This window comes from Micromonospora sp. URMC 106, from assembly GCF_051386395.1.
Lineage (GTDB): Bacteria > Actinomycetota > Actinomycetes > Mycobacteriales > Micromonosporaceae > Micromonospora.
Genome location: NZ_JBPQTP010000091.1, coordinates 1 through 26,935, shown reverse-complemented (window position 1 = coordinate 26,935; position 26,935 = coordinate 1). Strand labels below are relative to the sequence as shown.

General features: G+C 73.2%; 24 protein-coding genes and 1 tRNA gene. 6 read left to right on the top strand and 19 right to left on the bottom strand.

All coding sequences use genetic code 11. The features are described 5' to 3' along the window. Positions 1–8: 8 nt before the first annotated feature. From ACSNOB_RS24025 to ACSNOB_RS24010, 4 genes are all read right to left on the bottom strand, one after another. Positions 9–1,820: a glycoside hydrolase family 13 protein gene (locus tag ACSNOB_RS24025; RefSeq protein WP_436688688.1), complete on the bottom strand. Its 1,812-nt coding sequence runs from the start codon at positions 1,818–1,820 to the stop codon at positions 9–11. Between the two features lie 144 nt (positions 1,821–1,964). Beyond that, the gene (locus ACSNOB_RS24020) at positions 1,965–2,774 is read right to left on the bottom strand and encodes a sugar ABC transporter permease (protein ID WP_436688689.1); all 810 of its coding nucleotides are present in this window, start codon (positions 2,772–2,774) and stop codon (positions 1,965–1,967) included. A gap of 101 nt (positions 2,775–2,875) precedes the next feature. After that, positions 2,876–4,516 carry an ABC transporter permease subunit gene (locus ACSNOB_RS24015; RefSeq protein ID WP_436688687.1) on the bottom strand — a complete coding sequence of 547 codons (1,641 nt, stop codon included), beginning with the start codon at positions 4,514–4,516 and terminating at the stop codon, positions 2,876–2,878. Further along, complete coding sequence (locus ACSNOB_RS24010; RefSeq protein ID WP_436688686.1) at positions 4,516–5,769, bottom strand: sugar ABC transporter substrate-binding protein; 1,254 nt, start codon at positions 5,767–5,769, stop codon at positions 4,516–4,518. Before ACSNOB_RS24010 ends, ACSNOB_RS24015 begins: the two co-directional genes overlap by 1 nt. Positions 5,770–5,970: 201 nt before the next feature. Here ACSNOB_RS24010 and ACSNOB_RS24005 point away from each other — a divergent pair, with 201 nt between their 5' ends. The 3 genes from ACSNOB_RS24005 (at position 5,971) to ACSNOB_RS23995 (ending at position 9,458) form a co-directional block, all read left to right on the top strand. Further along, positions 5,971–7,062, top strand: a complete 1,092-nt coding sequence (locus tag ACSNOB_RS24005; protein ID WP_436688685.1) for a LacI family DNA-binding transcriptional regulator — start codon at positions 5,971–5,973, stop codon at positions 7,060–7,062. 210 nt (positions 7,063–7,272) lie between these two features. Next, positions 7,273–8,907 (top strand): glycoside hydrolase family 13 protein, encoded by a 1,635-nt coding sequence (locus ACSNOB_RS24000; protein ID WP_436688684.1) that lies wholly within the window; start codon positions 7,273–7,275, stop codon positions 8,905–8,907. A 179-nt stretch (positions 8,908–9,086) separates the two neighbouring features. Further along, positions 9,087–9,458 (top strand): VOC family protein, encoded by a 372-nt coding sequence (locus ACSNOB_RS23995; RefSeq protein ID WP_436688683.1) that lies wholly within the window; start codon positions 9,087–9,089, stop codon positions 9,456–9,458. A 90-nt stretch (positions 9,459–9,548) separates the two neighbouring features. Here the strand turns inward: ACSNOB_RS23995 and ACSNOB_RS23990 are convergent, their stop codons facing one another. From ACSNOB_RS23990 to ACSNOB_RS23965, 6 genes are all read right to left on the bottom strand, one after another. Continuing rightward, positions 9,549–9,992 (bottom strand): hypothetical protein, encoded by a 444-nt coding sequence (locus tag ACSNOB_RS23990; protein ID WP_393102403.1) that lies wholly within the window; start codon positions 9,990–9,992, stop codon positions 9,549–9,551. Between the two features lie 145 nt (positions 9,993–10,137). Then, positions 10,138–10,506, bottom strand: coding sequence for a GntR family transcriptional regulator (locus ACSNOB_RS23985; RefSeq protein ID WP_436688682.1), 369 nt, complete (start codon positions 10,504–10,506; stop codon positions 10,138–10,140). A 14-nt stretch (positions 10,507–10,520) separates the two neighbouring features. Continuing rightward, positions 10,521–11,444 carry a YihY/virulence factor BrkB family protein gene (locus tag ACSNOB_RS23980; protein ID WP_436688681.1) on the bottom strand — a complete coding sequence of 308 codons (924 nt, stop codon included), beginning with the start codon at positions 11,442–11,444 and terminating at the stop codon, positions 10,521–10,523. Positions 11,445–11,564: 120 nt separating this feature from the next. Beyond that, positions 11,565–12,146 carry a 2'-5' RNA ligase family protein gene (locus ACSNOB_RS23975; RefSeq protein WP_436688680.1) on the bottom strand — a complete coding sequence of 194 codons (582 nt, stop codon included), beginning with the start codon at positions 12,144–12,146 and terminating at the stop codon, positions 11,565–11,567. A gap of 22 nt (positions 12,147–12,168) precedes the next feature. Beyond that, entirely contained in the window at positions 12,169–13,194 is a 1,026-nt protein-coding gene (gene trpS, locus ACSNOB_RS23970) for a tryptophan--tRNA ligase (protein ID WP_393102399.1), read from the bottom strand. A 33-nt stretch (positions 13,195–13,227) separates the two neighbouring features. Beyond that, positions 13,228–14,253 carry a hemolysin family protein gene (locus tag ACSNOB_RS23965; RefSeq protein ID WP_436688679.1) on the bottom strand — a complete coding sequence of 342 codons (1,026 nt, stop codon included), beginning with the start codon at positions 14,251–14,253 and terminating at the stop codon, positions 13,228–13,230. Positions 14,254–14,520: 267 nt separating this feature from the next. Here ACSNOB_RS23965 and galE point away from each other — a divergent pair, with 267 nt between their 5' ends. The 3 genes from galE to ACSNOB_RS23950 all read left to right on the top strand — a co-directional run bounded on the left by galE (position 14,521) and on the right by ACSNOB_RS23950 (position 18,111). Beyond that, on the top strand, positions 14,521–15,504 hold the full coding sequence (gene galE / locus ACSNOB_RS23960; RefSeq protein ID WP_436688678.1) for a UDP-glucose 4-epimerase GalE: 984 nt from the start codon (positions 14,521–14,523) through the stop codon (positions 15,502–15,504). Continuing rightward, positions 15,501–16,661, top strand: a complete 1,161-nt coding sequence (gene galK, locus ACSNOB_RS23955) for a galactokinase (RefSeq protein WP_436688677.1) — start codon at positions 15,501–15,503, stop codon at positions 16,659–16,661. The genes galE and galK overlap by 4 nt, the downstream gene beginning before the upstream one ends. Before the next feature lie 157 nt (positions 16,662–16,818). Next, positions 16,819–18,111 carry a tetratricopeptide repeat protein gene (locus ACSNOB_RS23950; protein ID WP_436688676.1) on the top strand — a complete coding sequence of 431 codons (1,293 nt, stop codon included), beginning with the start codon at positions 16,819–16,821 and terminating at the stop codon, positions 18,109–18,111. Positions 18,112–18,114: 3 nt separating this feature from the next. Here the strand turns inward: ACSNOB_RS23950 and cysN are convergent, their stop codons facing one another. The 9 genes from cysN to ACSNOB_RS23905 form a co-directional block, all read right to left on the bottom strand. Continuing rightward, the gene (gene cysN, locus ACSNOB_RS23945) at positions 18,115–19,452 is read right to left on the bottom strand and encodes a sulfate adenylyltransferase subunit CysN (protein ID WP_436688675.1); all 1,338 of its coding nucleotides are present in this window, start codon (positions 19,450–19,452) and stop codon (positions 18,115–18,117) included. Beyond that, positions 19,452–20,363 carry a sulfate adenylyltransferase subunit CysD gene (cysD, locus tag ACSNOB_RS23940; RefSeq protein WP_393102393.1) on the bottom strand — a complete coding sequence of 304 codons (912 nt, stop codon included), beginning with the start codon at positions 20,361–20,363 and terminating at the stop codon, positions 19,452–19,454. The genes cysN and cysD overlap by 1 nt, the downstream gene beginning before the upstream one ends. Positions 20,364–20,443: 80 nt before the next feature. Further along, positions 20,444–21,277, bottom strand: a complete 834-nt coding sequence (locus ACSNOB_RS23935) for an inositol monophosphatase family protein (protein WP_436688674.1) — start codon at positions 21,275–21,277, stop codon at positions 20,444–20,446. Between the two features lie 117 nt (positions 21,278–21,394). Continuing rightward, positions 21,395–21,985 (bottom strand): aminoacyl-tRNA hydrolase, encoded by a 591-nt coding sequence (gene pth, locus ACSNOB_RS23930; protein WP_436688673.1) that lies wholly within the window; start codon positions 21,983–21,985, stop codon positions 21,395–21,397. A 105-nt stretch (positions 21,986–22,090) separates the two neighbouring features. Further along, positions 22,091–22,771, bottom strand: a complete 681-nt coding sequence (locus ACSNOB_RS23925; protein ID WP_393102390.1) for a 50S ribosomal protein L25/general stress protein Ctc — start codon at positions 22,769–22,771, stop codon at positions 22,091–22,093. 361 nt (positions 22,772–23,132) lie between these two features. Next, positions 23,133–24,113: a ribose-phosphate diphosphokinase gene (locus ACSNOB_RS23920; protein ID WP_393102389.1), complete on the bottom strand. Its 981-nt coding sequence runs from the start codon at positions 24,111–24,113 to the stop codon at positions 23,133–23,135. 57 nt (positions 24,114–24,170) lie between these two features. Further along, a complete protein-coding gene (gene glmU, locus ACSNOB_RS23915) occupies positions 24,171–25,748 on the bottom strand; it encodes a bifunctional UDP-N-acetylglucosamine diphosphorylase/glucosamine-1-phosphate N-acetyltransferase GlmU (RefSeq protein ID WP_436688672.1) in 1,578 nt (525 codons plus the stop codon). A 63-nt stretch (positions 25,749–25,811) separates the two neighbouring features. Further along, a tRNA-Gln gene (locus tag ACSNOB_RS23910) sits at positions 25,812–25,883 on the bottom strand. A gap of 24 nt (positions 25,884–25,907) precedes the next feature. Further along, the gene (locus ACSNOB_RS23905; RefSeq protein ID WP_436688671.1) at positions 25,908–26,756 is read right to left on the bottom strand and encodes a helix-turn-helix domain-containing protein; all 849 of its coding nucleotides are present in this window, start codon (positions 26,754–26,756) and stop codon (positions 25,908–25,910) included. Positions 26,757–26,935: the final 179 nt, after the last annotated feature.

Sequence of the window (26,935 nt, the reverse complement as noted above, 5' to 3'; positions counted from 1 at the left end):
GGGCGGGGTCAGGCCAGGCGCCAGGCCTGGAACGTGGGGCCGTCGGCGGGCAGGGTGACCGCGCCGTCGGCGGCGGGACGCAGGGCGGGGGCACCGCCGTACACGTTCTCGCCGGTCGGCAGCCCGACCAGCCGGACCGGGGCGCCGGCGGCCCGGCGGGCCAGCACCAGCACGGTGCCGGTCGGCGCCTCCCGCAGGAAGACCAGGGTGTCCGCGTCGTGGTGCAGCCAGCGCAGGCCGCCGTGGCGCAGCGCGGGCTCGGCGCGGCGCAGCGCGACCAGCGCCCGGTAGCTGGCGAACGTGGCGGCGTCCCAGGTCTCGGGCCGGTGCCACGGCATCGGGGTCCGCGAGCCCTCGCCGTTGGTGCCGGTCAGGCCCAGCTCGTCCCCGGCGAAGATCACCGGGGTGCCCGGCATGGTGACGAGCAGCCCCGCGGCGACCTCCTGCCGCGCGGCGTCGCCGACCACGGTGCGGATCCGGGCGGAGTCGTGCGAGCCGAGCAGCTGCCACGAGTGGGTGTACGACCGCCACGAGACCAGCGACCGGTAGGCGTTCATGGTGGCCAGCACGGCGTCCGCGTCGCGCCGCGCCACCCCGCCGGGGGTGCCGAGGAAGTTCGGCACCGGGTCGTCGCCCTGCCGCAGCCAGGACCAGACCGGGTCGGTGAAGCCGACGTAGTTCATCGTCCCGTGCCAGCCGTCGCGGTCCAGGTCGCCGGTGTGGTCGTGGCCGTGCTCGGCCAGCAGCAGGCCGTCGGCGCGCGTCTCGGCGACCACCCGCCGCAGCAGCGCCGCCACCTCGTGGGTGTACGCGTCGGCGCCCCGCCGGCCGGTCATGTTCGCGACGTCCACCCGCCAGCCGTCCAGCCCGTACGGCGGGCGCAGCCAGCGGCGCAGCAGCGAGTCCTCGGCGGTGGCGAAGCGTCGGCGCAGCTCGGCGCTGCCCCAGTTCAGCTTCGGCAGCGACTTGACCCCGTTCCAGGTCTCGTAGTCGCCGGTCACCTCGTCGAAGTAGTACATCTCCCGCTCCGGCGCGGACACGTCGGAGGTGGCCCTGGTGAACCACTCGTGCGCGTCGCCGGTGTGGTTGCTGGTGATGTCGCCCAGCAGCCGCCAGCCGCGGGCGCGTACAGCGTCGGCGAGGCGGACCAGCGCGGCGTCCCCACCGAGCAGGGGGTCCACGGTGTCGAAGCTGGCGGCGTCGTAGCGGTGGTTGGAGCGGGCCGGGAAGATCGGGGTGAGGTAGACGGTGTTCACGCCGAGCCGGTCCAGGTGGTCCAGCCGCCCGGTGATGCCGTCCAGGTCGCCGCCGTAGAACTGGTAGGGGGTCTCCGGGCCGCGCCCGATCACCGGCGTGTCCCAGTCGCACGGGATCGCCCAGTCCGGCAGGTCCCGCCCGTCGGCGGCGGCGGAGCGGGCGAACCGGTCCGGGAAGATCTGGTAGATCACCGCGTCGCGCGCCCAGGCCGGCGGCGGGGCGTGCGTGACCAGCTTGAAGTCGCCGTTGTCCGGCACGTCGTGGCTCACCACGCCGGCGGCGTTCAGCCAGCGGTAGCCGCGACCGCCGGTCAGCATGAACCGGTAGTTGCTGACCGGGTTGCGAACCTCGACCGGGACCCGCCACCAGACGTCGCCGCCGTCGGTGCGGTCGACGACCGCCTCGGTGAACCGGGGCTCGCCGTCGCCGGTGGTGCGCACGTGCACCTGACGGATGTCGGCGCCGGCCGGCACCCGGACGAAGACATCGACGGTGTCGCCGAGCGAGGGCTCCTGCTCGGGGACGTACAGGGCGGATCCGTCGTGGTGCGGCAACAGGGACATGGCGGTGCCTTTCGCGTCGGTCGGACGGGGAGAGAAATGAGGTCACCCGCCACGGCCGGTTTCCCGACCGCGGCGGTCGACCCGTGACTGCTCCGGTGTACGTCGGACGCCGACGCCCTTGCCGCAGCGGTGAGCCGAGGAGGCTCAGCCTTTGACAGCTCCGGCGGTGAGGCCGGAGACGATGTAGCGCTGGACCAGTTGGAAGACCAGCACCGTGGGGATCGCGGTGAGCAGGGTGCCCGCCGCGAAGATGCCGAAGTTGTTGTTCCGCTCCCCGGCCACGAGACCGAACATGCCGACCGCGAGGGTCTTGGACTCGCTGTTGGTCAGGAAGACGTTCGCCATCAGGAACTCGTTGATGGTGCCGATGAAGGCGAGCAGGCCGGTCACCGCCAGGATCGGTGCCACCAGCGGCAGCATGATCCGGAAGAAGACCTGGGCGTGCGTGGCGCCGTCCATCGTGGCCGACTCGTCCAGCTCGCGGGGGAGCGTGTCGAAGAAGCCCTTCATCAGCCAGGTGTTCACGCCCAGCGCGCCGCCCAGGTAGAGCAGCAGCAGGCCCCACGGGGTGTTGAAGCCGATCGCCGGCCACAGGTCGGTGATCGTCGTGAAGATCAGGAAGATCGCCACGATCGCCAGGAACTGCGGGAACATCTGGATCAGCAGCAGCGAGAGCAGCCCGACCCGGCGACCGGAGAAGCGCATCCGGGAGAAGGCGTACGCGGCCAGCGCCGACAGGAAGACCGACGCGAACGAGGCCACCCCGGCGATCAGCAGGGAGTTGAGGAACCACCACCCGAACGCCGTGCGGTCGAACAGGTTCGTGAAGTTCTCGAAGGACGCCCCGGTCGGCAGCAGCTCCGTCGAGGAGAGCGTGCCAAGCGGGTTGAGCGCGGCCGACAGCACGAACAGGATCGGGAAGAGGCTGAACGCGACCGCCAGCACGCCGACCAGGTGGCGCCAGCCGACCTGGGCGAACCACCGGTTGCGGCCCGCGTTGCGGTTGGGGGCGGGGGCGGTTCCGGTCCCCGCGCCCGGAGCGCCGCTGGGCGAGGTCACGAGTACACCTCCTCCTGCTTGCGGGTGCGCCGGAAGCTCACCGCGGACACCACCGCGACGATGGTGAAGATGAAGATCGACACCGCGGCCGCCAGGCCGAACTGGGCGCCCTGGGCGCCGAAGGCAAGCCGGTAGGTGTACGTGATGAGCAGGTCGGTCGCCCCCGCGGTCGGGTTGTCCGCCGGGAAGGGGCCGCCCTCGGTCGTCAGGTAGATCGCGTTGAAGTTGTTGAAGTTGTACGCGAAGGACGAGATCAGCAGCGGCGAGAGCGCGACCAGCAGCAGCGGCAGGGTGACCGAGCGGAACGACTGCCAGGGCGAGGCGCCGTCGACCGAGGACGCCTCGGTCAGCTCCTTCGGGATGGCCTGGAGCGCGCCGGTGGACACCAGGAACATGTAGGGGTAGCCGAGCCAGAGCTGCACCAGGACCACCGCGATCCGGGCCGACCACTCCTGGCCGAACCAGTCCACTCCGAGCCCGAACAGGTTGTTGATCAGGCCGAAGTCGGTGTTGAACATGTCCCGCCAGACCAGCAGCATCGCGAACGACGGCATGGCGTACGGCAGGATCAGCAGGATCCGGTAGAGGTTGGTGCCCCGCATCCGGGGCGAGTGCAGCGCCAGGGCGATGAACATGCCCAGGAGGAACGTGCCGCCGGTGGAGCCGATGGCGAAGGCGAAGTTCCACAGCAGGGTGCCGAAGAACGGGCCGGAGATGGCCGGGTCGGTGAGCACCCGGGAGAAGTTCGCCAGCCCGACGTTGACCTTCCAGCCCTGGGCCAGCCGCTCGCCGTCGGCGGCCACGAAGGCGCCGGTGTCCTCGTCCGCCGTCCAGGTCTTGCCGGTCTCGGTGTCCCGGACGCAGTCGCAGCCGGCGTCGTACGCCCGGACCGCCTTGCCCTCGTAGGCGCGGGACAGGCCGGCGGAGCGCAGCGCGCCCCCGGAGGTCGGCACCACCAGGTCGGTGATCTCCTGGCTGCGCGCGCTGGCCTGGCCGAAGTTGAGCACGGTGTAGCCCTCGGCGGCGGTGACCCTGCCGCCGGGCGCGACGGTGACCTGGCCGGCGTCGAGCCGGCGCAGCCCGCCGGTGTCGCCGGCCGACACCACGCCGGTGGCCGGGTCGGAGACCAGGAAGACGAGCGGGCCGGTCGCCGGGTCGCCCTTGGTGGCGATCGACAGGGCGTACTCGGTCGAGCCCGGCACCTGCTTGACCGAGGCGGTCTGGATGGCGACGACCGCGTCGTCCTTGGTGCCGCGGTGGCCGTCGCCGAAGTTCGTGAAGGCGGTGCTCGCCGTGTAGAGCACCGGGACCACCTGGAACGCGATCAGGAAGAGCGTGCCGGGGACCAGGTACTTCGCCGGGATGTGCCGGCGGGTCAGGTAGAGGTAGAAGAGCCCGGCGGTGGTGGCGGCCAGCACGGCCAGCCCGATCCACTTCTCCGCCTCGACGAGCGGGAACGCCGCCCAGATCGCGATCCCGGCGGTCAGGCCGAGCAGGACCACCTTGACGAGCAGACCGGTCGCGGTGATCGGCGCGTGGTGCCGCGCGGTACGGGACGTGCCCGGGAGCCCGGGGCCGGCGGGCTCCCGGCCCGGGCCCTGCGTGACAGGGCCCGGGCCGGACAGCGACGTGCTCATTACTTGATCTGGCCGGAGATGGTCTTGCCGGCCGCGGTGATCGTCTTGGTCGGGTCGGCGCCGCCGATGATGGCGGCCTCGGCCTTACCGAACGGGTCCCAGATGGTGGCCATGGCCGGGATCGCCGGGAGCACCTGGCCGTTCTTGCCGGCCTCCTGGAACTTGGCCAGGTCCGGGTCGGTGCCCTTGACCTGGTCGAGCGCGGCGGTCAGCGCCGGCGGGCGCGGCTCGGCGTTGTAGAGCGCCACGGCCAGCTCGGGGGTGGTGACGTGGTTGGCCACGAACTCCTGGGCCAGGGCCTTGTTCTTACCCTTCGACGCCACGTAGAACGCCTGGACGCCCACGAACGGCTGGGCCTCCTTGCCACCGGCGAAGCCGGGGACCGGGGAGATGTCGTACTTGATGTTGGCCTTCTTGGCGTCCGCGACGGCCCACGGGCCGGAGACCAGGAAGGCGCACTTCTTGCCGGTGAAGGTGGCGATCGAGTTCTCGCCGGTGATGGACCGCTTCAGCGCGCCCTCGCCCTTCTCACCGAGCTTGGCGATCTTCTTGAACGCCTCGATCGACTCCGGCTTGCCGACGCCCAGGTCCTTCGGGTCGTAGTCGCCGTTGGCGGCGGTGCCGAAGAGGTACCCGCCGCCGGAGGTGTAGAGCGGGTAGATGTGGTACGCGTCGCCGTTCTGGCCGGACTGGAGGCAGAGGATCTCGCTGGCCTTCTTCTCGGCCTTGAGCTTCTTGCCGGTGGCGACCAGTTCCTCGATCGTCTTCGGCGCCTCGGGGGCCAGCTCGGTGTTACGGATCAGCGCCACGTTCTCCATGGCGTAGGGCACGCCGTAGAGCTGGCCGTTGAACGTCACGGCCTTGACGGCGGTGGCGTTGAAGCCGCTCTTCTGCTCGGCGGCGAGCTGCACGGGGTCGATGGCACCGTTCTGGACGAGGTTGCCGATCCAGTCGTGCGCGCCGACCACGACGTCCGGGCCGCTGCCCTGCTGCGAGGCGGTGACGAAGTTGGTCTGCAGGTCCTTGGAGACGGCCTGGACCTCGACCGTGACGCCGTTCTCCTGACCGAACTTCTCGGCGAACGGCTTGAGGGCGGCGGTGCGCTTGTCGTCGGCCCAGATCACCAGCTTGCCGCCGGCGGCGGCCTTGGTGGATTCCTTCGCGGCCGGCTCGTCGCTGCTGTCGCCGCCGCAGCCCGAGGCGGCGAGCGCCAGGCCGAGGACGGCGACCACACCCGCGGTACGGATGCGCATCGGTACTCCTGTCGTCATGGCGGCCCGCCGGGGGAAGGGCGACCCGCCAGTGGAAACCTCTGTAAATTTCTTGCCAACCGGCGCCCGGCGTGCTGCGCCGCTGCTCTCGCGTGTTGCGGGGACGTTAGCAAGGGGTTTCAGAGAATGGAAGGGCTTGCAAGAGTGTACGCAAGAACTTGCTCGTGAGCTAAAGTGCGGGCCATGCGCGCTCGACTGTCCGACATCGCCCAACAGGCCGAAGTCAGCGAGGCCACGGTGTCGCGGGTGCTCAACGACCGCCCGGGAGTGGCCCCCGAAACCCGGCAGGCCGTCCTGACCGCCCTCGATGTGCTCGGCTACGAGCGCCCGGCCCGGCTGCGCAAGCGCAGCGCCGGCCTGGTGGGTCTGGTGGTCCCCGAACTGGACAATCCGATCTTCCCCGCGTTCGCGCAGGTCATCGAGTCGACGCTGGCGCAGAGCGGGTTCACCCCCGTGCTGTGCACCCAGACCCCCGGCGGCGTCACCGAGGACGAGTACGTCGAGATGCTGCTGGACCGGCAGGTCTCCGGGATCGTCTTCGTCTCCGGCCTGCACGCCGACACCGCCGCCAACCACGACCGGTACCGCGCCCTGCTCGCCCGCCCGCTGCCCATCGTGATGATCAACGGGTACGCGCCGGGCATCCCCGCGCCCTTCGTCTCCTGCGACGACGGCGAGGCCACCGAGCTGGCCGTGGCCCACCTGGTGGCGCTCGGGCACCGCCGCATCGGCCTGATCACCGGCCCGGACCGGTTCGTGCCGGTGCAGCGCCGGGTGGCCGGCTTCCGGGCCGCGATGGTCCGGCTGGCCGGCGTGGCCGAGGCGGGCCTCGGCGAGCTGGCCGAGCTCTCCCTGTTCGGCGTGGAGGGTGGCGAGGCGGCCGCCGCGCGGCTGCTGGACCGGGGCGTCACCGGCATCGTCTGCGGCTCGGACCTGATGGCGCTCGGCGCGATCCGGGCCGCCCGGCAGCGTGGCCTCTCCGTGCCGGGGGACCTCTCGGTGGTCGGCTACGACGACTCCCCGCTGATGGCCTTCACCGACCCGCCGCTGACCACCATGCGCCAGCCGGTGGCCGCGATGGCGGTCGCCGCCGTCCGGGCCCTGGTCGACGAGATCAACGGGCACGCGGCCCCGCACTCGGAGTACGTGTTCCGCCCCGAGCTGGTGGTGCGCGGCTCCACCGCGGTGGCCCCGGCGGACGGCGCCCGCCCGGCCCGGGGCGACGGCCCGACCCGCCAGCGACCGGCGCCGCCCGCGCTCGCCGTTCCGGCCTGACCGCCCGCTCCGGGTCACGACCGACCGGCCGGCGGTCCCGCTTCCGCGCCGGGCGACCGGCCGCGCGGCGTGACCGACGCCATTCCTTGCGCAAGGAATGCTTGACTCTTGCAGTATCTGGGCGGCATCCTGCTCAGACATACCGCGCCTTCCACCCGCACCGCGTCGGGTGCCGCTGTCCCGCGCGTCACAGAACGGGGAACGCCTCCGATGACCGTCAGCAACCCCACGCCGCTGACCTCCGACGACGACTGGTGGCGCTCCGCGGTCGTCTACCAGGTCTACGTCCGCAGCTTCGCCGACTCCAACGGCGACGGGATCGGCGACCTGCAGGGCATCCGCGAGCGCCTGCCGTACCTGCACGAGCTCGGTGTGGACGCGCTCTGGCTGACCCCCTTCTACACCTCGCCGATGGTCGACGGCGGGTACGACGTCGCCGACTACCGCGACGTCGACCCGATGTTCGGCACCCTGGCCGACTTCGACGCGATGATCACCGACGCGCACGCGCTCGGCCTGCGGATCATCGTCGACCTGGTGCCCAACCACACCTCCGACGCGCACCCGTGGTTCCGGGCCGCGCTGGCCGCCGGGCCGGGCTCCGCCGAGCGCGAGCGCTACCTCTTCGCCGACGGCAGGGGCGCCGACGGCGAGCAGCCGCCCAACGACTGGGAGAGCATTTTCGGCGGCCCCGCCTGGACCCGCGTCGACGACGGCCAGTGGTACCTGCACCTGTTCGACCCGGCCCAGCCGGACCTGAACTGGCGCCACCCCGAGGTCCGCGCCGAGTTCGAGGACATCCTGCGCTTCTGGCTCGACCGGGGCGTGGACGGCTTCCGGATCGACGTGGCCCACGGCATGATCAAGGCCGAAGGGCTGCCGGACGTCGGCTTCAGCACGATGACCACCGGGCAGCGCCAGGTGGAGCTGCTCGGCAAGGGCCGGCTCCCGTACTTCGACCAGGACGAGGTGCACGACATCTACCGCGCCTGGCGGCCGATCCTGGACAGCTACCCGGGCGGCCGGATGGCGGTCGCCGAGGCGTGGGCCGAGACCCCGCAGCGCCTCGCCCGCTACATCGGCCCGGACGAGCTGCACCAGGCGTTCAGCTTCGACTTCCTCGACGCGACCTGGTCGGCCGACTCGTTCCGCAAGGTGATCGACACCGCCCTCGCCGAGTCGACCATCGTCGGCGCGCCGACCACCTGGGTGCTCTCCAACCACGACAAGCAGCGGCACGTCACCCGCTACGGCGACGGCGCCGAAGGGCTGCGCCGGGCCCGCGCGGCCACCCTGCTGATGCTCGCCCTGCCCGGCTGCGCCTACATCTACCAGGGCGAGGAGCTGGGCCTGCCGGAGGTGCTCGACCTGCCGGACGAGCTGCGCCAGGACCCGGCGTTCCTGCGCACCGGCGAGAGCCGCGACGGCTGCCGGGTGCCGATCCCGTGGAGCGGCGAGCTGGCCCCGTACGGCTTCGGGCCGGCCGGCAGCGAGCTGAGCTGGCTGCCGGCCCCGGCGACCTGGCGCGGCCTCTCGGTCGCCGCCCAGACCGGCGTACCCGGCTCGACGCTGGAGCTCTACCGCGCCGCCCTGCGGATCCGCCGCGAGCACCCGGCGCTCGCCGCCGACGCGGGCGGGGTCACCTGGCTGGAGACCGAGCCGGGCGTGCTCGCCTTCAGCCGCGCCGCCGGCGACACCGTGCTGACCTGCGTGGTCAACATCAGCGGTGCCCCGGCCCTGATCGACGGGTACGGCGAGCCGATCGCCTCCAGCGAGACGCTCACCGGGCAGGGCGCCGGCCACGTGCTCCCGGTCGACGCGGCTGCCTGGTTCGAACGGCGCTGAGCGGGTAACCCGTCATCGACCTGGTCGTCCGTTGTGCCCCGCGCCGACGGGCGGCTGGGCCACCGACCCCTTGTGGTGGGGGGTGAGGTGGCGCCGGCGCCCCGGGGAGTCCGCTCCCCGGGGTGCCGGCGTCCATCGGAACCGGTGTCGCTCCCGGCGCACCGGGGTACGACGACCCCATGGTGGTTCGCGTCGCGCAGTACACCCTCGACGTCGTCGATCTCGACCTGATGGCCGGTTTCTGGTCGGCGGCCCTCGGCTACGTCGTCCGCGCGGGCGGCGACGGCAGCGCCAAGCTCTTTCCCCCGGCCGGCGAGGTCGGAGCCCCGACGGTCTGGTTGCAGGGCTCCGGCACGCCGAAGCGCGGCAAGAACCGGCTGCACCTGGACCTCGTCGCCGACGGCGACCCGGCCGACGAGGTGCGCCGGCTGATCGGGCTCGGCGCCCGACGCGCGGACGTGGGACAGCGCGGCGACGAGGGCTTCGACGTACTGGTCGACCCCGAGGGCAACGAGTTCTGCGTGCTGCACCGGCCGCCGGGTCGCCCCTGACCGCCCCCCGGCCGCCCGTTCCGCCGCCGGGCGTCGCGGCGGTGGAGACGCGCCCGACCGCCCTCTACCGCCGCCGGGAGCCGGGCCGGTTCAGGCCGCCCCGCCGGTGAGCTTCGCGGCGATGCGGCCGAAGCCCGCGCGCAGCTCGGCCTCGCTGGGCGGGGCGAGCGGCTCGGTCCGGTCGTCCTCGGCGGCCGCCGCCTCCAACTCCTCGTCGATGGTGTCCTCGAAGTCGCCGTAGAGGTCGGCCTCCTCGATCTGCGCCGTCTCGTCCTCGGCGGCGATCTGCGCGGCGGCGATCTCGCCCCGGATCTCCTCCGCCGACACCGCCGGCAGCAAGGGCTCGACCACCGCCATCAACTGCTCCTCGGCGACCACCGCCTCGGCGAGCGCGAGGGCGTGCGGCCGCTCGTAGGGGCCGCAGACCACCGGTTCCCACTCGTCGGCGTCGCCGAGCGGGCCGAAGGTGATGATCCACGGCAGGCCGAGCATCGGCGAGTCTTCCGGCAGGTCCAGTGTCACGAGTGCGCCCACGCGCCCATCATCGTCCGTCCCGGCGGAAACGCGGGTGGCATTCGGCCCAATCGCCGGCGTCGTGGCCGTCGGGAATCCGGGCCGGGCGGTCGGCGGACGCGGTCGGTCGGCGGGCGACGGCCGGAGCGCGTCCGCCGCCGCGCCGTCAGCCCGGTCGCGCCGCGTCCAGCGCCGCGCGGACCAGGGCGAGCGCGGCCGACGGCGGCACCCCCAACCGGGCGGCCTCGGCGGCGTAGTCGACCGCCACCCGCTGCAACCGGTCCACCGCGTCATCGCGGCCGGGTGCGACGAAGGTGCCGTGCCGGCCCCGCGTCTCCAGCAGGCCGGCCGCCTCCAGCTCCCGGTACGCCCGGGCCACCGTGTTGGTCGCCAGCCCGAGGTCCGCCGCGAACTGCCGCACCGTCGGCAGCCGGGTGCCGACCGCCAGCCGGCCCGTCCCGATCAGCTCCGCGAGCTGCCCACGCACCTGCTCGTACGGCGGCACCGCCGAGCCCTGGTCGACCGAGATGCGCACGCCCGCTCCCCCGTTCATCCGGCCCCGCCCGGCGCGCCGGGTTCCGTCTCCGCGTCGAGGTCGGCCGGCGCCGGGCCCTCCGCCAGGTCCACCACCCGGCCGCGCCGGCTGGTCGCGGCGAGCGCCGCGCCGAAGAGCACCAACTGGTTGAGCAGGTAGAGGTAGAGCAGCAGCCCCACCGCGCCCGCCACCACCGTGTACGCCGGGTTCCGTTCGGTGCGCACCACGTAGTAGCGCCCGACGGTGTTCAGCAGCGTGATGCCGACGGCGACCAGCAGCACCACCGGGCGCAGCCGGACCCGGCTCATCCGCAGCCGCGGCACCGCCACCAGCAGCAGGGTGGCCAGCACCGCGTTGACCAGCACGCTGAGCACCGCGCTGACCGTGGTCAGGCCGACCGAGCCGGTGCTGCGCAGCAGGAAGCGCAGCAGCGACTCCAGCGCGTCCACCGCCGCCACCGAGACGCCGAGCAGCACGAAGATGGCGAGCAGCACGCCGAGGTCGACCAGGCGGCGGACCACCAGGTTGCCGGGCTGCTGGTTGAGCCCGTACATCAGCCGCTGGGAGGAGCGGATGGCCTCCACCCAGCCGATGCCGGTGAAGCCCAGGATGACCAGGCCGACCACCCCGACCGTGCCGCTGCTCTCGGCGATCTGCACGGGGTCGAGGAACGGCAGGTTCTCCCGGAGGAAGTCGGCAGCGGCGGCGCTGACCTCGTCGTTGTCCTCCAGGATGGCCCCGAAGATCGAGTACGCGACCAGCGCGAGCGCGAACACCGCGAAGAAGCCGTAGTAGGCGATCGCGGCGGCCAGCCGCCCGCCCAGCACCTCGTTGTAGAGCACGCCGGCCCGCCACAGGTGGTCGACGGCGCCGGACCGGCGGCGCGCGGCGCTGATCCGACGGTCGATGCCCGCCTCGATGCGCCCCATCACGTTCACGCCGTCATCCTCGCCGATCTCCCGCCACCGCGCGGGTAAGCGGCCGCCAGCCCTCGCCGCACCGGCGCGTCGGGACGCGTGGTCGGCACCGGGCACCGCCGCGCATCCGGCGGACGGGTCTCAGCCGCCCAGCCGGAATTCCCGGCGCGGCTGCCACCGGGTCTGCCCGCTGTGCGAGAAGAGGGTGAACGCCTCCACCTCGAACATCGCCGAGAAGTCGGCCAGGTCCTCGTACGCCCGGTCCAGCGCCTCCGGCGCGACGTCCTGCGCGACGGTGACGTGCGGGTGGTAGGGGAAGCGCGCCTCGCGACGCAACTCCGGTGCGGCGCTGATCGCGGCGGCGAGCAGCTCGCACTCGCTGATCCCGGCGGCCACCGCCACGAAGACCACCTGGGTCACCGGCCGGAAGGTGCCGGTGCCGCGCAGGTGCAGCGTGAACGGCAGGTGGGCGGCGGCGACGGCGGTGAGGTGCCGCTCCACCGCCGGCAGCGACGCCACCGCGATCTCGGTCGGCCCGAGCAGGGTCACGTGCGCGGGCACGACCTGGGGGTCCCCGGCCTCGACCCGGCGTCGGGTGAGCATGCCGCCCCACGGCTCCGGGATGTCCACCGCGATGCCGATCTGGATGGTGTCACCGGCATCCGGCGCCCCGTCCCTGCGATCCACGCTCCGCGCCACCCCTCCGGCCACCGACCTGTCCACCCCCGCCCGTCGCGCCGCGGCGCTACTCGCCGCGCACCGGCGGGAAGAAGCCCACCCGCTCGTACGCGTCGCGCAGCGTCGCCGCGGCGACCGCGCGGGCCTTCTCCGCACCGGCGGCGAGCAGCTTGTCCAGCTGCGCCGGGTCGTCGAGGTAGGTACGGGTGCGCTCCTGGATCGGCGTGACGAACTCCCGCACCACCTCGGCGAGGTCCTTCTTCAGGTCGCCGTAGCCCTTGCCGGCGTACGCGGCCACCAGGTCGTCGATGCTCCGCCCGCTCAGCGCGGAGTAGATGGTCAGCAGGTTGGAGACGCCCGGCTTGGTCTCGCTGTCGAAGACGATCTCCCGCCCGGTGTCGGTGACCGCCGAACGGATCTTCTTGGCCGAGCGCGCCGGGTCGTCCAGCAGGTCGATGATGCCGGCCGGCGAGGACGACGACTTCGACATCTTCGCCGTCGGGTCCTGCAGGTCGGTGATCTTCGCGGTGTCCTTGACGATGTGCGGGGCGGGCACCGTGAAGGTCTGCCCGAACAGCGAGTTGAACCGCTGGGCCAGGTCGCGGGAGAGCTCCAGGTGCTGGCGCTGGTCCTCGCCCACCGGCACCGCGTGGGCCTGGTAGAGCAGGATGTCGGCGGCCTGCAGGATCGGGTAGGTGAACAGGCCGACGCTCGCCCGCTCGCCGCCCTGCTTCTGCGACTTGTCCTTGAACTGGGTCATCCGGCTCGCCTCGCCGAACCCGGTGATGCAGCCCAGGACCCAGGCGAGCTGCGAGTGCTCGGGCACCTGCGACTGGACGAAGAGCGTGCTGCGCTCCGGGTCGAGACCCACGGCGAAGAGCTGCGCGGCGGCCAGCCGGGACCGCTGCCGGAGCACCTTCGGGTCGTGCCCGGCGGTGATCGCGTGCAGGTCGACGACGCAGTAGTACGCGTCGTGGGTGTCCTGCAGGGCCACCCAGTGCCGCACCGCGCCGAGGTAGTTGCCGAGGTGGAACGAGTCGGCCGTCGGCTGGATGCCGGAGAAGACGCGGGGGCGGGCGGGAACGTCGGACATGACGGCAATTCTGTCAGCAACGCCCGGCGCACGTCATGACGGGCCGGCGGGTCGGCCCCGACCCACCGGCGCCGGCGCGCTGACCTCGCGCCGGGGCTCCGGCACGCGCACGGCGGAGACGGTGAGCCGGGCCACCCGGCGCCCCTCCAGCGTGAGCACCCGCAGCAGCCAGCCGCCGGGCGGGTCGCCGGCGCCCGGGCCGCCGCCGTCGGCCGGGTTGCCCGCCACGGGCACCTCGTCGCCGGGGACCGGGAGCCGGCCCAGCGCCGCCATCACGAAGCCGCCCACCGTCTCGTACGGACCGGGCGGCAGCGTCACCCCGGTGCGCTCGGCGAAGTCGGCGAGGTTGAGCCGACCGTCCACCACGGCGGGCAGGCCGGCGTGCACCGGTTCGGGGACGGTGTCGTACTCGTCGTGGATCTCCCCGATCAGTTCCTCGATGAGGTCCTCCAGGGTGACGATCCCGGCGGTGCCGCCGTACTCGTCGACCACGACGGCGAGGTGGTGGCGCTCCCGGCGCATCTCGCTCAGCGCCGCGAGCACGCGCTTGCTGCCGGGCAGCCGCTTCACCTCCCGGGTCAGCTCACCGACCGTGGTGCAGGGGTCGAGGTCGGGGCGGAGCAGCACGTCGCGCAGGTGCACGAAGCCGACCACGTCGTCGTGGGTGCCGTCGACGACCGGGTAGCGGGTGTGCGTCTCGGCCCGGACCAGCCGCTCCGCCTCGGCGATGGTCAGCCGGGCGGAGAGGAACACCACCTCGGTGCGGGGCATCATCACCTCGCGGACCAGGCTCGCCCCGGCGACCAGCACCTCGTCGATGATCCGGCGCTCGAACGGGTCGAGCAGGGTGTTGGCGGCGACCAGGTCGCGCAGTTCCGCCTCGCTGATCCGCTCCCGGCCGGCCGCCGGGCTCGCGCCCAGCAGGTCCGTCACCGCGCGGGTGGCGCCGTCGGCGGCGCGGACCAGGATCCGGGCGACGGCCCGGGCCAGCGGCCCCGGCTCGCGACGCGACCGATTCCGGGCGCGTCCACGCGGCCCGGGACCACCCGCTTCCCGCATGACAGTGATGGTAGACAGCGCCGGGCCGCCGGGCGTGCGATGTTCGCCTCTGTTCGGATCTGAGAGATTGTGATGGAATGGCGAGGGCTGCGGCCGGGCAGGGGCGCCCTCCCCCGCGCCTCGTGGCGGGAGGGCCCTCCCGGGATCCGGCGGCGTCGTCAGCGCGTCGGGCCGGGCGCGCGTCGACGGCGGGCGGGAGCACGGCGGGCGGCCTTAGGGTGATCACGACACGGCCGCGACCGGGCGGCCGGGCGGGAGGAGACCGACGTGAAACTGCTCGTCACCGGCGGCGCCGGCTTCATCGGCAGCGTGGTGACCCGGATGCTGCTCGACGCGGGACACGAGGTGGTCGTCCTCGACGACCTGCGCACCGGCCACCGGGAGGCGCTCGCGCCCGACGCCACGCACGTCCACGCCGCCATCCACGACGTCGCCCGGGTGCTCACCCCCGACGCGGGCTTCGACGGGGTGCTGCACTTCGCCGCCCTGATCGCCGCCGGCGAGTCGATGGTCAAGCCGGAGCTCTACTGGCACACCAACACCGTCGGCTCGCTCGCCCTGATCGACGCCGTCCGGGCCGCCCGCGTGCCCCGGCTGGTCTTCTCCTCCACCGCCGCGGTCTACGGCAACCCCACCGAGCTGCCGATCCCCGAGAGCGCGGTGAAGGCCCCCACCAACACGTACGGCGCCACCAAGCTCGCCGTCGACATGGCGCTCACCTCCGAGGCGGTCGCCCACGGCCTGGCCGCCGTCTCGCTGCGCTACTTCAACGTCGCCGGGGCGCACCTCGACGGCGACGTCGCGCTCGGCGAGCGGCACGACCCGGAGACCCACCTGATCCCGATCGCGCTGGAGGTGGCCGCCGGCCGCCGCGAGAAGCTCCAGCTCTTCGGCGACGACTACCCCACCGTCGACGGCACCTGCGTGCGCGACTACATCCACGTCGCCGACCTGGCCCGCGCCCACCTGCTCGCGCTCGACGCGGCCACCCCCGGCCAGCACCGGATCTACAACCTGGGCAACGGCAACGGCTTCACCAATCGGCAGGTGGTCGAGGTGGTCCGCGAGGTCACCGGGCACCCGGTGCCGGTCGAGGTGGCCCCGCGCCGCGAGGGCGACCCCGCCGAGCTGGTCGCCTCGTCCGCGCTGGCCCGCGAGGAACTGGGCTGGGTGCCGGAGAAGCCGACGCTGCACGACATGGTCGGCGACGCCTGGGCCTTCTACCGCACGCACGTGGCGGGGCCGCGGTGACCGCCGACGTCGCCGCCCGCGCCACCGCCGGCTTCCGTTCGACGTACGGCGAGGAGCCCGCGGGCCGCTGGGCGGCTCCTGGCCGGGCCAACCTGATCGGCGAGCACACCGACTACAACGACGGCTTCGTGCTGCCCTTCGCACTGCCGCTGCGCACGGTGGCCGCCGCCGCCGGGCAGCCCGGCGAGCGCTGGACGGTCTGGTCCGAGCTGTCCGGCGAGACGGTCGCCTTCGGCGCCGACGAGGTGGCCGAGCCGGGCCGGGTCGCCGGCTGGGGCGCGTACGTGGCCGGGGTGGTCTGGGCGCTGCGGGAGGCCGGCCACGCCGTGCCCGGCGCCCGGCTGGCGATCGCCTCCGACGTGCCGCTGGGCTCCGGCCTCTCCTCCTCGGCGGCGCTGGAGGCCGCCGTGCTGGCCGCCCTGGTCGACCTCGGCGGGCTGGAGCTGCCCCGCGAGCGGCAGCCCCGGCTGGCCCAGCGCGCCGAGAACGCCTACGTCGGCGCGCCGACCGGGATCATGGACCAGTCGGCGGTGATCCGCTGCCGCGCCGGGCACGCGCTCTTCCTGGACTGCCGCGACGAGTCCGTCGAGCACATCCCCTTCGACCTGGACGCCGCCGGCCTGGCCGTACTGGTGGTCGACAGCCGCGCCCCGCACCGGCACGCCGACGGCGAGTACGCCGCCCGCCGCGCCTCCTGCGAGGCGGCGGCCGGCCTGCTCGGCGTCCCGGCGCTGCGGGACGTCCCCGCCGACGGGCTGGCCGACGCGCTGGCCCGGCTCGACGACGCCGAGACCCGCCGCCGGGTGCGGCACGTGGTGACCGAGGACCAGCGGGTGCTCGACACCGTCGCCCTGCTGCGCGCCGGCAAGGTACGCGACATCGGCCCGCTGCTGACCGCCTCACACGCCTCGATGCGCGACGACTTCGAGATCACGGTGCCGGAGATCGACACGGCCGTCGAGGCGGCCCTGTCCGCCGGTGCGCTCGGCGCGCGGATGACCGGCGGCGGCTTCGGCGGCTGCGTCCTCGCCCTGGTCGACGCCGACCGTGCCGGGGCGGTCGCCGACGCCGTCACGGCCGCGTACGCCGAACGCGGCTTCGCCGCGCCGGGCCACGTCACGGTCCTGCCCGGCCCCGGAGCGACCCGGCTGGACTGAACGCGCGAGGTGTCGGCCCGCCGGGGCGACGAAGGCTCCGGCGGGCCGCCGGCGGCGCGACGACCACCGCCCGCGCCGGCGGCCTGCGCCGACCGTCCGACCGGGACGGTCGGTAGGGTGTGCCTCCGACCGGATCGCGCCGGAAAGGGGAGGCGACGTGAGCGATGCCGGAGTGGCCGCCCAGGAGCGGGCCCAGGCGCTGAGCCGCGTCGGGCGACACGCCGAGGCGGCGCAGGTGCTGCGCGGCGCACTGGCCGAGCAGCCCCACCACGCCGGATTGCTGGTGCACCTGGCCCGCTGCCACCGGTCCATGGGCCAGCTGGCGGAGGCCATGCGCCTGGTGGACCAGGCCCTCGGCGTCGCGCGCACCCAGGAACACCTGCTCGCCGAGAAGGCCCGGATCCTGCTGGCGGCCGGGCACCCCGGGTACGCGGCGGCCGCCGCCCAGCGCGCCCTGGAGCTGGCGCCGCGGTCGTGGGAGGCCCACGCGCTGTTCGCGGAGGCGCTGCTGACCCTCGGCAACCCCACCCGCGTCGTGGTCGCCCGCCGGCACGCCGACACCGCGCGCGCGATCCGCCACGACGTCCCCGACGTCCACCTGCTGGACGCCCGGATCCACCTGCGGATGGGCCGGCTCCGCGCGGCCCGGCAGGCGTGCGGGCAGGCCCTCGTCCTGGATCCGGCGTACGAGCCGGCGCTGGCCCTGCTGGCGCGGATGGACGCGTCGAAGGACCGGGTCGGCCGGGCCGCACGGGGGCTCACCGACGCCCTGGCCGCCAACCCGCAGGCCCGCTGGGCCGCCGGGGCGCACGAGGCGGTCGCGGCGGCCCTGTGCTGGCGCCTCTTCGACGCGGGGGCGCTGGCCGGCGCCGGCCACTGGGCGCTGTTCGCACTGGTCGGCGGCGGGCAGCCGGTGCGGCTCGCCGCCGCCGTGGCCCTCCTGGCGGTCGTCGCCGGGGCGGCCCCGGCGGTCTGGCGGCGGCAGCCGCCGGCGGTCCGCCGCCAGCTTCGCCGCCAGCTCGGCACGACCTCCGTCGTGCTCTGCCTGGCGCTCACCGCGGCGGCGCTCGGCGGGCTGCTCGTCAGCGGCCTCGCCCCCGGCAGGGACACCCCCGCCGGCGGGGTGGCCGCGCTGCTGCTGATGCCCGCCGGCGCGGTCCTCGCCCTCCGCGCCTGGCGGCAGCTCACGCGCCGGGCCGTCCCGGTGGTCCGCTGGGTCGGCTACCGGATCTGGACCCGCCTCGTGGCCCGTGCGGACGCGAAGGTCCCGGCCGGCACCGGTGCGCCGCCGACCGCCTCGGCGCCGGGCGCGGGGGCCGGCGCGCTCGGCCGGGCAGCCGCGGGGGCCGGCGCGGCCAGCCCGGCGGGCGCGGAAACGGGCGCGGTCAGCCCCGCAGGCGCGGGGGCCGACACGGGCGACGGGCGGGCGTGGGCGCCCGCCCGTCGATGAGGCTCACTGCGCCTCGACGATCATCCCCGCGCCGACCGTACGGTTGGTGGTCTCGTCGATGATCACGAAGCCGCCGGTGGTGCGGTTGCGGCGGTACTCGTCGGCCAGCAGCGGCACCGTGGTCCGCAGCCGCACCCGGCCGATCTCGTTGAGCCCCAGCTCGCCGGCGGCCTCGTCCCGGTGCAGCGAGTTGATGTCCAGCCGGTAGTGCAGGCCGCGCACGATGGCCCGCGCCGACCGGGTGGTGTGCTTGATGGCGTACCTGCCGCCGATCTGGAGCGGGCGGGTCTCGTCCATCCAGCAGACCATCGCCTCGATGTCCTGGGCCACCGCCGGGGCGTTGTTGGGCCGGCAGATCATGTCGCCCCGGGAGATGTCGATCTCGTCTTCCAGGCGTACGGTCACCGACATCGGCGGGAACGCCTCCGCCACCGGCCCGTCGGCGGTCTCCACGGCGGAGATCCGGCTGGTGAAGCCGGACGGCAGCACCATCACCTCGTCACCCGGCTTGAGCACCCCCGAGGCGACCTGGCCGGCGTAGCCCCGGTAGTCGGTGACGGTGGTGGACTGCGGCCGGATCACGTACTGCACGGGGAACCGGACGTCGACCAGGTTGCGGTCGCTGGCGATGTGCACCCGCTCCAGGTGGTGCAGCAGCGACGGCCCCTCGTACCAGGGCATGTTCGCCGACCGGCTGACGATGTTGTCGCCGCGCAGCGCGGAGATCGGCACCACGGTCAGGTCGGGCGCGTCGAGCTTCGCGGCGAACGCGGTGAACTCGTCCGCGATCCGCTCGAAGACCTCCTGCGAGTAGTCGACCAGGTCCATCTTGTTGACGCAGAGGACGAGGTGCGGCACCCGCAGCAGCGAGCAGAGGAACGCGTGCCGGCGGGACTGCTCGACGAGTCCCTTGCGGGCGTCCACCAGGATGAGCGCCAGGTCGGCCGTCGACGCCCCGGTCACCATGTTCCGGGTGTACTGGATGTGCCCCGGGGTGTCGGCGATGATGAACTTCCGCCGCGGTGTGGCGAAGTAGCGGTACGCCACGTCGATGGTGATGCCCTGCTCCCGCTCGGCGCGCAGGCCGTCGGTGAGCAGCGCCAGGTTCGTGTACTCGTCGCCCCGGGCCGCGCTGACCGCCTCGACGGCGGCGAGCTGGTCGGTGAAGAGCGACTTCGTGTCGTAGAGCAGCCGCCCGATCAGGGTCGACTTGCCGTCGTCCACGCTGCCGGCCGTGGCGAAGCGCAGCAGGTCCATGGGCCGGGCCTCCGGCGCGGCGCCGGTGGCGGCCCGGGTGTCCGTCGGGTTGGCGCCGGCCGGCGGGACGGTCTCGGTGGTCATCAGAAGTAGCCCTCCCGCTTGCGGTCCTCCATGGCGGCCTCGCTGACCCGGTCGTCGCCGCGGGTCGCGCCGCGCTCGGTGATCCGGGTGGCGGCGACCTCCTCGATGACCTTCTCCACCGTGTCGGCGTCGGAGCGGACGGCCGCGGTGCAGGACGCGTCGCCCACCGTCCGGTAGCGCACCCGCGCCTTGAATCGCTCCTCGCCCGCCCGCGGGCGGAAGAACTCGTTGACCGCGTAGAGCATCCCGTCGCGCTCGATCACCTCGCGCTCGTGCGCGTAGTAGATCGACGGGAGGGCGATCCGCTCGCGGGCGATGTAGTGCCACACGTCCAGCTCGGTCCAGTTGGACAGCGGGAAGACCCGGATCGACTCGCCCGGGTGGTGCCGGCCGTTGTAGAGCGCCCACAACTCCGGGCGCTGGTTCTTCGGGTCCCACTGGCCGAACTCGTCGCGGAAGCTGAACACCCGCTCCTTGGCGCGGGCCTTCTCCTCGTCGCGGCGGGCGCCGCCGAAGAGCGCGTCGAAGCGGTGCTTCTCCACCGCCTCCAGCAGCACCGGGGTCTGGATCCGGTTGCGCGTCCCGTCGGCCGACTCGCGGACCAGGCCGCTGGCCAGGGCCTCCGGCACGCTCGCCACGACCAGTTGCAGGCCCAGCTCGGCGACCCGCCGGTCCCGGTATTCCAGGACCTCGGGGAAGTTGTGCCCGGTGTCGACGTGCATCACCGGGAACGGGATGTTGGCCGGGGCGAACGCCTTCTGGGCCAGCCGGAGCATGACGATCGAGTCCTTGCCGCCGGAGAAGAGCAGCACCGGCCGCTCCATCTCGGCGACCACCTCGCGCATCACGAAGATGCTCTCGGCCTCCAGCGCGTCGAGGTGGGACACCTGGTAGGCGGCAGGGGCGGTCATGACACGGGCTCGCTTCGGTCGAATCCGCTCATCTGATTCCAGACCTTTCCGGTCGGGCATGCCAAGAAGTGCCGCTCAGGCTACCCGGAATGACGCTGCAGCGCTGCAAGCAACCGAGGGGCGAGATCCTTGCGACAGACCAGCAGGTCGGGGAGACGCGGATCCGCCTCGTTGTATTTCAGCGCAGAACCGTCGATCCGGGAAGCGTGCAGTCCGGTGGCCGTCGCCACAGCCACCGGCGCCGCCGAATCCCACTCGTACTGCCCGCCCGCGTGGATGTAGGCGTCCACCTCACCGGTGACCACCGCGGCGATCTTCGCCCCGGCCGAGCCCATCGGCACCAGGTGCGCCCCCACGTCCTCGGCCAGGTCGGTCAGGAACACCGGCGGCCGGCTCCGGCTCGCCGCCAGGCGGATCGTACGGACACCGGGCGCGGCCGCCGCCTCCACGGTCATGGGCGGGTACGCCGGCGGATAGTCGGTGGCCAGCAACCGCTGCTGCGCCGGCAGCGCGACCGCGCCCGCCATCAGGCCGTGCGGCGTCGGCGCGGCCCGCGACCAGAGCGCCACGTGCACCGCCCAGTCCGAACGCCCCTCCTCGGCGAACTCCCGGGTGCCGTCCAGCGGGTCGATGATCCACACCCGGTCGGCGGTCAGCCGCGACACCGCCCCGGCATTCACCTCCGCCGCCCAGGCCAGCCGCGAGCCCTCGTCCTCCTCGGAGAGGACCGCGTCGCCCGGCCGCCACTTCGCCAGCTCGGTGCGGATCACGTCGTGCGAGACCTTGTCGCCCGCGGCCTTCAACGCCCCCGCGTCGGCGAAACCCATCTCCGATCGCAGGCGGACCAGGGCCACACCGGCCCGCGCCGCCAACCACCGGGCGAACGCGCCGTCGATCATCGGAGGACTGCCCATGAAACCCGCTCCCGTCGCCTCGCCTCGCCACGCTCCGCGCCGGCACGCCGACCCGCGCCGCCGGTCACGCCACGCCGAAAGGCGCAGACTACCGGCTCACCGCGGGCGATCCGGCACTCACACCCCGTGGTAGAGGTTCTGCGTCGGCTCGACGCCCCTGGTGACCACCGACTCGACCACATCCGCCGCCCGGTCCACCAGGAACTCCAGCTCCTTGCGCTCGACCGCGCCGAAATCCGACAACACGAAGTCCGCCGGGTCCTGCCGCCCCGGCGGCCGGCCGATGCCGAACCGGACCCGGACGTACTCCTTCGTGCCCAGCGACTTCGACATCGACCGCAGGCCGTTGTGCCCGCCCTCGCCACCGCCGCACTTCACCCGCAGCTGGCCGTAGCCGATGTCCAGCTCGTCGTGCACGGCGATCACCCGGCCCGGCGGCACCTTGTGGAACTGGGCCAGGCCGGCCACCGGCCCGCCGGAGAGGTTCATGTAGGTCAACGGCTTGACCAGCACCAGCTTCGGCCCGCCGAAGCCGAGCCGCCCCTCGGCGACCTCCGCCACCGCCCGCTTGTGCCGGCCGAACTTCGCGCCGAGCCGCCCCGCCAGCAGGTCGGCCACCATGAAGCCGACGTTGTGCCGGTTGCCCGCGTACTCCCGACCGGGATTGCCCAGGCCGACCACCAGCCACGGCCCCGTCTCGTCCGTCACGCCCCGCCCCTCCCGCTGCTCGCCGTCACCCATCCGCCCGGACACCGATACGCCGACAGGCGCCCCCGACCGTGCGGGGACGCCTGTCGCAACGATGCGAACCGATCAGGCCTCGGTCTTCGCCTCGGCGGTCTCCTCGCCCTCGGCGGCCGGAGCCTCGGCGGTCTCCTCGCCGACCTCGGCCTCGGCCTCCTCGGTGGCCTCCTGGACCTCGGGGAGGGTGGCCTCGAGCTGCTCGGCGGTCGGCGCGGCGGTCACCGAGGCGACCGTCTGCTCCGAGTCGGCGGCCAGCTCCACGCCGGCCGGCAGCTCGACGTCGGCGGCGGTGACCTGGCTGCCGGCCTCCAGCCCCTCGATCGACGCCTCCAGGTGGTCCGGCACCTTGGTGGCGTCGGCGGTCACCGAGAGGGTGTCGTGGTCGTGCACGATCAGCGTGTCCTTCGCGGCCTCACCGGTCAGCTGGACCGGGACCTCGACGGTGACCTTCTCACCCCGGCGGACCAGCAGCAGGTCCACGTGCTCGAAGGTGTCCTTGATCGGGTCACGCTGGATCGCCTTCGGCAGCGCCAGCACCTGGGTGCCGTCGCTGACCTCGATCGCGAAGAGCTGGTTGGCGCCGCCCTTGCGGATCGCGGCCGCGAACTCGCGGGCCGGCAGCGCGATGTGCTTGGGCTTCTCGCCGTGGCCGTACAGCACGGCGGGCACCTTGCCGGCCCGGCGGGTACGACGGGCACCACCCTTGCCGAACTCGGTACGGGGCTCGGCGCTGATCTTTACCTCGGACACGGGGAAACTCCTGATGCTTCGCGCGGCGGCTTGTCGACTGGCGGTGCTGGGCGAGGGGCTCGCTGGGGCTCATGCGTCGAGAACGACTGCCCGGAGCACCGCGTCGATGACGGTGCCTCCGTGCGGCGCTTGTCAGCGGCCCGCCGGGCACCCTCGCCGTGGCAACCGCACCAGTCTACCCGAGATGATTCCGAGCTTTCCGGCAGTCCCCTTATCACCGTTCCCGCCGGCCCGCAGGCCGATCCGGGCCCGCCCCGCACCGGCCGGTCACCCCGACCGCACCCCGCCCACAGCGACCGCGCGGGGCGTCGACACCGGGCCGGACGGGTGTCGCCCGACCGGCCCGGGACGCGTCAGGCGATCAGCTCAGCCCACCGAAGAGGGTGGTCACCGAGCCGTCGTCGAACACCTCGCGGATCGCCCGCGCCAGCAGCGGCGCGATCGACAGCACCGTGATCTTGTCGAGCTGCTTCTCCGGCGGCAGCGGCAGCGTGTTGGTCACCACGACCTCGCTGATCGGGCTGTTCTTCAGCCGCTCGGTCGCCGGGTCGGAGAGCAGCGCGTGGGTGGAGGCGACGATCACGTCGGCCGCGCCGGACTCCCGGAGGATGTCCGCCGCCTTGCAGATCGTGCCGCCCGTGTCGATCATGTCGTCGACGATCAGGCAGACCCGCCCCTCGACCTCGCCGACCACCCGGTTCGCCACCACCTGGTTCGGCTTCAGCGGATCCCGGGTCTTGTGGATGAACGCCAGCGGGCAACCACCCAGCCGGTCGGTCCACCGCTCGGCCACCCGCACCCGGCCCGAGTCCGGCGCGACCACCGTCATCGGCCGGCCCGCGTACTTGTGCTGGACGTACTCGGCGAGGATGTCCATCGCGAACAGGTGGTCGACCGGGCCGTCGAAGAAGCCCTGGATCTGCGCGGTGTGCAGGTCGACGGTGAGGATCCGGTTCGCGCCGGCCGTCTTCAGCAGGTCCGCCACCAGGCGCGCCGAGATCGGCTCCCGGCCGCGGTGCTTCTTGTCCTGCCGGGAGTACGGGTAGAACGGCAGGACCACGGTGATCCGCTTGGCCGAACCGCGCTTCAGCGCGTCGATCATGATCAGGGTCTCCATGACCCAGGTGTTGACCCCGTGCGTGACGGACTGCACCACGAAGGCGTCCGAACCGCGCACCGAGTCCTTGAACCGTACGAAGATCTCACCGTTCGCGAACTCGTACGCGTCGGCCGGCGTCGGCGCGACGCCGAGCACCTCGCCGATCTCCTTGGCCAACTCCGGAAAGCCACGTCCGGAGAAGAGCATCAGGCTCTTGCGGTTTTCGGCGACGATGCTGCCCATGGGCCCGTCTGCTCCCGTTGGTCGGTGGTACCCGGCACGGTGGTGGTGGGCCGGGGACTATTCGGTTGCAGTATCCCCCGCGCCGGACGCCGGGCTGACCGCCTCGGCATCCCCGTGGATTGCCTCACCTTCACTTGCCCCGACGGGCGACGCCGACGCACCCTCGCCGCCCCTGCGGGCCCGCTCGGCCGCCTCGGCGGAGGCCGTGCCGGCCCGCTTGCGGGCCACCCAGCCGTCGATGTTGCGCTGCGGCGCCCGGGTCACCCCGAGCGCGCCCGGCGGCACGTCCTGGGTGACCGCGCTGCCCGCCGCCACGTACGCCCCCGCGCCCACCTCGACCGGCGCGATGAGGCTGGTGTCGCAGCCGATGAAGGCGGCCTCGCCGACCGTCGTGCGGTGCTTGTTCACCCCGTCGTAGTTCACGAAGATCGTCGCCGCGCCGATGTTGGCCTTCGCACCGATCGTCGCGTCACCCACGTACGACAGGTGCGGCACCTTCGCGCCCGCGCCCACCTCGGAGTTCTTCACCTCGACGAACGTGCCGACCTTGGCCTTCTCCGCCAGCCGGGCGTCCGGCCGCAGGTACGCGTAGGGCCCCACGGTGGCGCCCGGGCCGACCTCGGCGCCCACGGCGTGGCTGCGCAGCACGGTGGCGCCCGGGCCGACCACGGTGTCGATCAGCGTCACGTCCGGCCCGACGACCGCGCCGGTGCCGACCACCGTGCCGCCGCGCAACTGGGTGTTCTGGTCGATCACGGCGTCCCGGTCCAGGGCCACCGTCACGTCGATCCACGTGGTGTCCGGGTCGAGCAGACTGACCCCGGTGCGCATCCACGCCTCGTTGACCCGGTCGCGCAGCAGGCGGCGCAGCGCGGCCAACTCGACCCGGTCGTTGCAGCCCAGCGTCTCCACGTGGTCCGCCGCCACGTGCACCGCCACGGGCTCGCCGGCCGAGACCAGCAGGCCGAAGACGTCGGTCAGGTACTCCTCGCCCTGGTCGTTGTCGGTCGACAGCTTGCCGAGCGCGTCGCGCAGCCGGGCCGCGTCGAACGCGTAGATCCCGGCGTTGATCTCCCGGAGGGCGCGCTGCGCGGGCGTGGCGTCGCGCTCCTCGACGATCTGCTCCAGCCGCCCGTCGGCGTCCCGCACGATCCGGCCCAGGCCGGTCGGGTCGGGCACCTCGGCGGCGAGCACCGTCGCCGCCGCGCCCACGCCCTCGTGCGCCTCCACCAGCGCGGCCACCGTCTCCGGACGGAGCAGCGGCACGTCGCCGTTGATCACGACCACGGTGCCGGTGGCGTCCGGCGCGGCGTCCAGCGCGATCCGGACGGCGTGCCCGGTGCCGAGCTGCTCGGCCTGGAGCACCGGCGTGGCCTGGGGGGCGATCTCCGCCAGGTGCGCGCGGACCTGGTCGGCGCCGTGCCCCACCACGACCACCGTGCGGTCGGCGCCCAGTGGCGCGGCCGCGGTGAGCACGTGGCCGACGAGGGTACGGCCGAGCAGCGGGTGCAGCACCTTGGGCAGCGCCGACTTCATCCGCTTGCCCTCCCCGGCGGCGAGCACGACAACGGTGCGGAGGTGGGGCTGGGACACGACGCGGGCTCCCGTCGGGACGGCGGACAGTCTCGCGGCCATGCTAACCAGACGATGGACCGCCGTTCGGCGTGGCCACACGAATGCCGGGAGATGCAGTTTGAGCTGGGGTGCCTGGATTCGAACCAGGAGCTCAAGGCTCCAAAGGCCTGCGGGTTGCCATTACCCCACACCCCAATGAATGTCAAGCTTCGCGGGACGTCAATTCCGGTTGGTACCGCCCGCGATCTGGAACAGCTCGGCGATCATACCTTCGATCCGCCAGTAGAGCTCGCGGCTACGTGGCACGGTGATCACCAGGCAGCCACGATAGCCATCCCCCGCGTTGCGGCGCACCGTCGCCGGGCGGTGTTTCTTGAGACTGGCGCGTTGGAACCGCTCGACGGGCAGCTCGAGCTCCCGTGCCCACCACTTCGTGGCGGCCTCGCAATCCGCCGTCTCGTGGATGCTGACGCGATAGCTGGGCACGTCCCGACCGATGCCGCACACCTCGAGGAAACGCAGGAAGAGCGCCAGCAGGCCCGGATCGCTGTTGACGAACTGGAGGCGGTCGTCCCGCCGCCATGGTTTCGACTTGGTGCCCTCGCACCAGTAGATCGCCGCGCCCAGGAGTAGCAGATCCCGGTCGCCGAGGCAGCCCACCACACTCGCCGCACGCGCCCTCTCCGCAGCTTGGGCGGCGTCCCGGGCCTCGCGGTGCGCCGCCCACCGCGCCTCGGTCATGAGCGACGAGTGAGCCCTCCGCCGTTCCGCGACCGCCTCGTCCGGGTCCAGCGGCAGATGCCGGACCCACTGGTACGCGGTGGACTTGGCCACGCCCAACTGCCGGGCGATCTCGTTGACCGACCGCCCTTCGGCACGCAGCCCGACGGCGGCGGACCTGAGGTCGTCCTTGGCGCGGGGGCGGCGCGTCCGTTCGGGCGGCGGAACGCCCTGGAGGAACTCGTGGACCCGGTTGCGACCGAGGCCGGTGCGCGCCTGGATCTCACGGACGGAGAGCTGCTCGACGGTGCGTAGCCGACGCACCTCGGCGGCGATGGGATCGGTCATGAGCAGCAGGTTAGAACGGGCGTACGACAGCTCGGTCCATTCATTCCCGACGCTGTCCCGTGCGCCCTCGGCGAAGCTAAGTTACGGTGACGTAGGCGTAACTTCGTGATCTCCGTCCCTCTGCGAGGTGCCCATGTCCACCACCCTTCTCGAACCCGCCCCCGCCCCCGGCCCCAAGC